Origin of the sequence: Parabacteroides sp. ZJ-118, assembly GCF_011038785.1 — a bacterium.
Lineage (GTDB): Bacteria > Bacteroidota > Bacteroidia > Bacteroidales > Tannerellaceae > Parabacteroides.
Map to the genome: position 1 here is coordinate 1 of NZ_JAAKDT010000072.1, position 5,616 is coordinate 5,616.

The window sequence follows — 5,616 nt, forward strand, 5'->3', positions numbered from 1 at the left end:
CCTCAAGGCGATAGTAGGCTTTGCGTTCACCCTTGCTGTTGGTTTTATAGACTGTTCCTATGTGCATGGGACAAAGGTCGGCATTGTACCGACGACAGCCAAAAGTCTGGGGGTACTACAGAGGGGGGTATGGAACCAAAATAACCTGATTTTAACACATAGACACAGCAAAAACCGCATAAAACCATCGAAATTAAAGATTGTTTAACCTTACGAAAGGTCTATTGTGGCAATGTGGGTGAAATGGTTATAGCCGTTGCATTCAGAATATGCAGTAAAGAGAGTTTTGCATTTAGACAATTTGTAATGGATAGAATCTGTGCAAGGAGGAAAGATACACAAGCGATGCTGTTCGTTTCCTGTGGCATGGGCGGCAACCTATGGTATTGTTGAGCTTCTTTCCGTCAGCCACTTGTTCCCGATGTACGGATGCAAAGGTAGTGCGTGGCTTTGATGTCAGCCGCAAGGTCGGGCGGCAGAGCCGTTCCGGGCAGAATCTTCCTCAAACAAGTTTGAGCGTATTCAGCCCGAAAACCTTGCCGCTGCCTGCCACACACTGAAAAGGCATCCGGCAACGGAAACAAGCGACTGACGGGAAATCAGAAGAGACAAAAAGAAAGAACAGCTTACAGACGAAGCGGGGTTTTGATGCTTCATCCGTAAGCCGTTCTTTTTCTCTTCTTGTTGGATGTTGTTCATTGCTGCCGCAAGACGGGGCAGACGGCAAACTTCGCTCCTTCAAGAAAATCAGGTGCCCGTCAATCGGTAGGCGGAGCTATTGCATTTTTTTCAAAAGCATCTTCCACATCTACTTTTTGTTCTACGATACAAAATACTATGCCAGACAAAATTAATCCTAAGAATATGGAACAGAAAAACGAGACCCAACTCATCTTAATAAATCCAATTATGGACGGGAGTATGATCCAACAAAGCAGTGCTATTGTCTTAGTTCTTATTCCTTGTTTTCTTGCGCAATCTTTACATATCCTAATATTATATGCAGAATAAACCTCTGTTGTTTCTGCATACATTTTCCCCAAACAACCTGTTTTTATTTTTGTTTCTCTACTAATTGTCTTGTATTTTTGTGACACTATTGTTGCTTCACTCACAAGACTACGTTTTCCGCAATAAGGACATGTATAATATGTTATTCGGTCCATTGAAACTTGCAGGTCTTTTAAAACTTCTTCATCAAACATAATAAAAATGTTTTTATCTTTATTAAATCACCTTATATAGAGATTGTTGAGATTCCGTGTTGCCCAACTTTCAGTCCTTGGCATCCACGATGTACGCCTGCAGCTTAAAGTCGAGTCCATCATCGGTGAAGGCGTCGCGCTCTTCGTGAACCGCACACTCTCTTCCCTGATGAGATTCGCGCCCTAACGCTTCGCCTCGGCAGCAGTCGCCACACCGTTCGCCTTTATCATCAGGCGGAACGAGCCGAGGTCGCCAAGTTGCACTCTGTTGCCGTTCTGTAAGGCATCAAGCACCGCCTTCACGTCAGCACTCGACGCCGTGGAGCGTTTCTCTATGCACCTCGTGATTTGTGCGAGCGTCAGCGGCGTGGCGGGTGCAATCTGCGGATAATACTTCACATCTTTGTTCTCTGGCAAAATGTTCGTCTTGGCTTGAATAACATATTTTATCATGGCTCCATGGTTTTAATGTTATACACCCGACAAAGATAGTCTTTTTGTTTGGAAAACCAGGTATGGGTTGCCGGAAAAGCAATTTTTAGCCCCGTTTTTCTTTCTTTTTGGGCGTATTTCAGAAGTTCATGAATACAAGGCATATAAAAAGCATCCCGTTTACTGGCACTAATGGGTTCGTTTAGGAAGTGAAAGAGAGTCACTTACAGTATGTAAACGATCCGATAAATATGATATGTGTCGGGACTGGTCGAGAACCTCGCCCGACAACACCTTGCCGCTTACGGGAACGACATCGACCAATGGCGTAAATTGTAGGAATTAAGACCGACCAACGGGAGTGTTTTCGGGGTATCTTTCAGGGATGCTCCAAATTACTTGTAACGGAGTTTGGAGGAGGCAAGTTTATGTTTCGGGCAGACCGAAACCGCTTGCCCCGCTCCAAACCTCGCAGGGAAGCCACATCCCGTTGGTCTATATCCTGTGGAATTATTGCAACCAATAAACAGAGTAAAAATTTGATAATCATGAAAAGCGAAAAAGTAAAGAATGACGGACGGGAACAGGCAGGCAAAGGCGGCCGTCCCGTCAAGAGTGCTGCCGAGAAATAGAAGTACCGCATCACGGTGAAGATGACCACAGAGGACTAATCCCCAATAATTTTTTCAGTCAATATTCCACCAAGCATCATACTCGTTCATCATATCCTCAAACTGCCGATTTGCTTCTTTGATGTCTTCTTCCTCTTGACGCCATGCTTGTTCTTCAAGGTATTCAAAATATTCTTCTTTAATCCGTTCTTCTTCTTCTTTGATTCGATTTTCCTCTTCGGCTTTTCTTCTCGCACGTTTTATCTGACTTATGGCTAAAAATGCTTTAAGATTATTGATCGCAGTCCGTTTTAGCGGATAGTGATTTAAGAGATATGTAAATACCTCATTAGCTATATTGGTAATCTTTCCTAATCTTACCATCCATTTTATGTAATAGAGATTTGATTTCCAAACATTCAGGAATGATTCTCCAGAAAAACGTCCTTGCGTAAATGAAATGCTATAATGGGCAATTTCCATCGCAGATAATTCCCTAATTTCATTCACCAATGTTCTGTAGAATGCCTTGTTTTTTACTTCCTTTTTCGGTTTCCTCACCTGTGCTTCATAATCAGCCTCTTGAACAGAATCTATGTAATACTCAAACACCTTTTTGTATTGTTCTATGCAGTCCTTTGGAACGTATATGCTTATTTCTTTCCCGAACATATAGGCATTTTTCATTTCTGGTGGAATGGCAGAGTGAAAATAAATGCGTTTCAGTGTAGATGGAAATGCATTGCTGGAAATTGATTTGACTTCAAGTGGGATATGAATCTCTTCTATTTGAGTTTGAAAAAAAGCTCTACGTCCAATATATTGGAGTGAATCTGGCAGTATAATATTTGTAAGGATTTTTACGCCTTGGAATGCACCGCCACAAATACGTTCAATATTTTCTGGTACAACCAGTTCCGTACACCCGACTCTTTGCACATATAACATAAACTGTGTACCTTTAGAATTAACAACGCCATAATCCAACATTCTTAAATTTTTATTACTGCTTGCCAATTCTATTCTTTGAAGACTGATATTATAGTCAAATGCTCCATTGATATGTTTAACCTTTTCCCCGAAAGTTATTTCTTTTAATTGACTGCATCCGCTAAAACATTTCTGTTTAATCTTAATTGCATTCACGTATACAGTCTCAATAGCACAACGCTCAAATGATTCTTCTTCCAATAATTGAATGCTATCAGGAAGTATTATTTCCCTTGCTGAACAGTTATAAAAAGCATTCCTTTCAATTGTCATAATATCACTTGGAAGTATTATCTTCTCGAGCTTTTCCAATTTGGCAAACATATAACTTGTAATAGTTTGAGGTACAGTCGTGTAATAAGCTGTATAGCCATATTCTGATTGTGCAGTAAAATACCAGTCTTTATCAGACACAAATGTTGCTTCAGCTAAATTTAAAATCTTTATTTTTCCTTTCAATCTGTTACGTCCAAAATCACAAGTACCACCACATAAAAGCCTAAAATACTTGACATCTTTACTATTAAGACATCCTTCAATTTCTAATTCTATGGGATCTTCCTCGGAAAATGTTATATTCCCAGCTGTTATAATTGCACCATTCTCTTTAAAGTAGCATGAAAGATTTCCGGGAACTGAGTTTTCTATCTTAACAATTTTCATTATATTATATTTAACCTTAATTCCACAACATCATAATCTTGCACCTAATAAGACTCTAATCAACAAGAAATTGACGAAGTTCTTACCATATCAAAGACTCACTTAACCTCATGTTGCAATAAAAAGCCAAGCAATCCTTGACAGTGACGAAGATACGAATAAATCAGACAAGTTTACTTTTTTGTAAGGAATATTTTTAACCATGAAGTCATTTTTACATTCTTTTGTAGAAATCGGCAAATAATATGATAGATATAGGCGCTTAGAGCGCACTGCAAATATTAGCAGACAACTCTGTAAACAATTATTATACAGCATCATAGCGACATTGTGGATAATGCAGCTTATTTCATTATGGGTAAGTTTTACGACATATACCATAAGTTGGTTTTAATCAGGTATTACAACCTATTGATAACTGGTATGCAATATAATGCAATCTAAACCCTGTATCTATTTTGAGAATGACACTGCATTTTAAATGCAATAATATTTTCTATCCAAAAGAAAAATCATATCTTTGCACCGTTCCAATCAGCTATCAAAAGCGGAGCAGAACAGCGAACTATTCACGTTGGATTAAATGTTGGACTTTGAAAATCTTAATGAATTAAGACATTGGTGCAAAGGACGTTGGAATTTTGGTTCGAGTCCCGTACGGACCGCTTTCAAGGGAAGCAAGATAAAGTGAAGTCCTGAAGTTAAATACTTTGGGGCTTTTTTCGTATCCGGCGGGCATGGCAAAAAGAAGCAGAATAGAATCTGTGTAGACGGCAAGGCCGAACGAGGGACTGTTCAGGAGAACGGGCGCAATCCGGATATAGTGTCGGCGTATTCGTTCAACACCGGCATCATACTGGCAACCGAGGGCCTGCCTGGAAAAAAGCAATGAGATAAAGGCCGTCTCCCGCTACTTATCGACAAAATCAACATATCCGGAAAGATAGTCACCGCCGACGCCATGTCCATGCAGAAGGATATCATCGACAAAATCAGAAAGAAGGAAAGTGATTTCCTGATAGAGCTAAAGGCGAACCAACGTTCTCTGCGCTACGGAGTTGAGGACAGGCTGAAGAAGCACACGCCGCTTTATTCATATACGGAAGGGCCGGAACTCGGGGCCATGGCAGGATAGAGACGAGGACCTACCGTGTCTATGACGGACTTGATGTCATCGCGGACAGAGAAAAATGGGGCGGCAACATGACGATTATAGAATATGAAGCCGACACGATAAAGAAGTCAACAGGCGTACATACCTCTGAAAAACGGCTGTATGTGAGCAGCTTGCCAACGAACACTCCGGAGTTTGGCCCATTGGTGCGCCAACATTGGTCTATCGAAAGCATGCACTGGGACACCATACAGAAATGAAAAAAATCAAATTTTGATGAAAGTGTAATTGACTGATTCAAGTTTCGCAAGTGCTGATTTCCAGCGGTAGGGATATAAAAATCGACATGGACTCTTGCATAATTGCAAGAAAACGAGTAATTTTAAGGTGCAAAAACAAAAATAACTCAAGCCCATGTCGATACACAAAGTTACTCCTTTCCTCTCGGATATCAAAACATTTTTCAAGAATTCTGATATGACATCAGCTATGCAGAGCATAAGCTTGGTTCTCACCCAGGTCAAAATGACCGAACGTGACACGCTTGCCGTGACAAGCAAGCGCAACTGCGTGTACAAGCTGCTGACAGTATTCCAATGCC

General features: G+C 40.7%; 7 protein-coding genes and 1 pseudogene. 5 read left to right on the top strand and 3 right to left on the bottom strand.

The annotated features are described in order from the left end of the window. The coding region (locus tag G7Y39_RS13565; protein ID WP_206225174.1) for a hypothetical protein at positions 1-208 on the top strand (208 nt) is incomplete at its 5' end. A 550-nt stretch (positions 209-758) separates the two neighbouring features. Here G7Y39_RS13565 and G7Y39_RS12910 read toward each other — a convergent pair. After that, positions 759-1,205 (bottom strand): hypothetical protein, encoded by a 447-nt coding sequence (locus G7Y39_RS12910; RefSeq protein WP_165157853.1) that lies wholly within the window; start codon positions 1,203-1,205, stop codon positions 759-761. Between the two features lie 183 nt (positions 1,206-1,388). Next, positions 1,389-1,658 (bottom strand): hypothetical protein, encoded by a 270-nt coding sequence (locus tag G7Y39_RS12915; RefSeq protein WP_165157854.1) that lies wholly within the window; start codon positions 1,656-1,658, stop codon positions 1,389-1,391. A gap of 237 nt (positions 1,659-1,895) precedes the next feature. Between G7Y39_RS12915 and G7Y39_RS12920 the strand changes: the two are divergent. After that, positions 1,896-1,976: pseudogene (locus tag G7Y39_RS12920) on the top strand (DUF3408 domain-containing protein); the annotation flags it as partial. A gap of 347 nt (positions 1,977-2,323) precedes the next feature. On the opposite strand, the gene G7Y39_RS12925 reads toward G7Y39_RS12920, so the two are convergent. Continuing rightward, positions 2,324-3,901 (bottom strand): leucine-rich repeat domain-containing protein, encoded by a 1,578-nt coding sequence (locus G7Y39_RS12925; protein ID WP_165157855.1) that lies wholly within the window; start codon positions 3,899-3,901, stop codon positions 2,324-2,326. 961 nt (positions 3,902-4,862) lie between these two features. Here G7Y39_RS12925 and G7Y39_RS12930 point away from each other — a divergent pair. From G7Y39_RS12930 to G7Y39_RS13570, 3 genes are all read left to right on the top strand, one after another. Next, a complete protein-coding gene (locus G7Y39_RS12930; protein WP_304622127.1) occupies positions 4,863-5,036 on the top strand; it encodes a hypothetical protein in 174 nt (57 codons plus the stop codon). A 68-nt stretch (positions 5,037-5,104) separates the two neighbouring features. Further along, positions 5,105-5,275 (top strand): hypothetical protein, encoded by a 171-nt coding sequence (locus G7Y39_RS12935; protein WP_165157856.1) that lies wholly within the window; start codon positions 5,105-5,107, stop codon positions 5,273-5,275. Between the two features lie 154 nt (positions 5,276-5,429). Further along, the coding region (locus tag G7Y39_RS13570) for a hypothetical protein (protein ID WP_370520378.1) at positions 5,430-5,616 on the top strand (187 nt) is incomplete at its 3' end.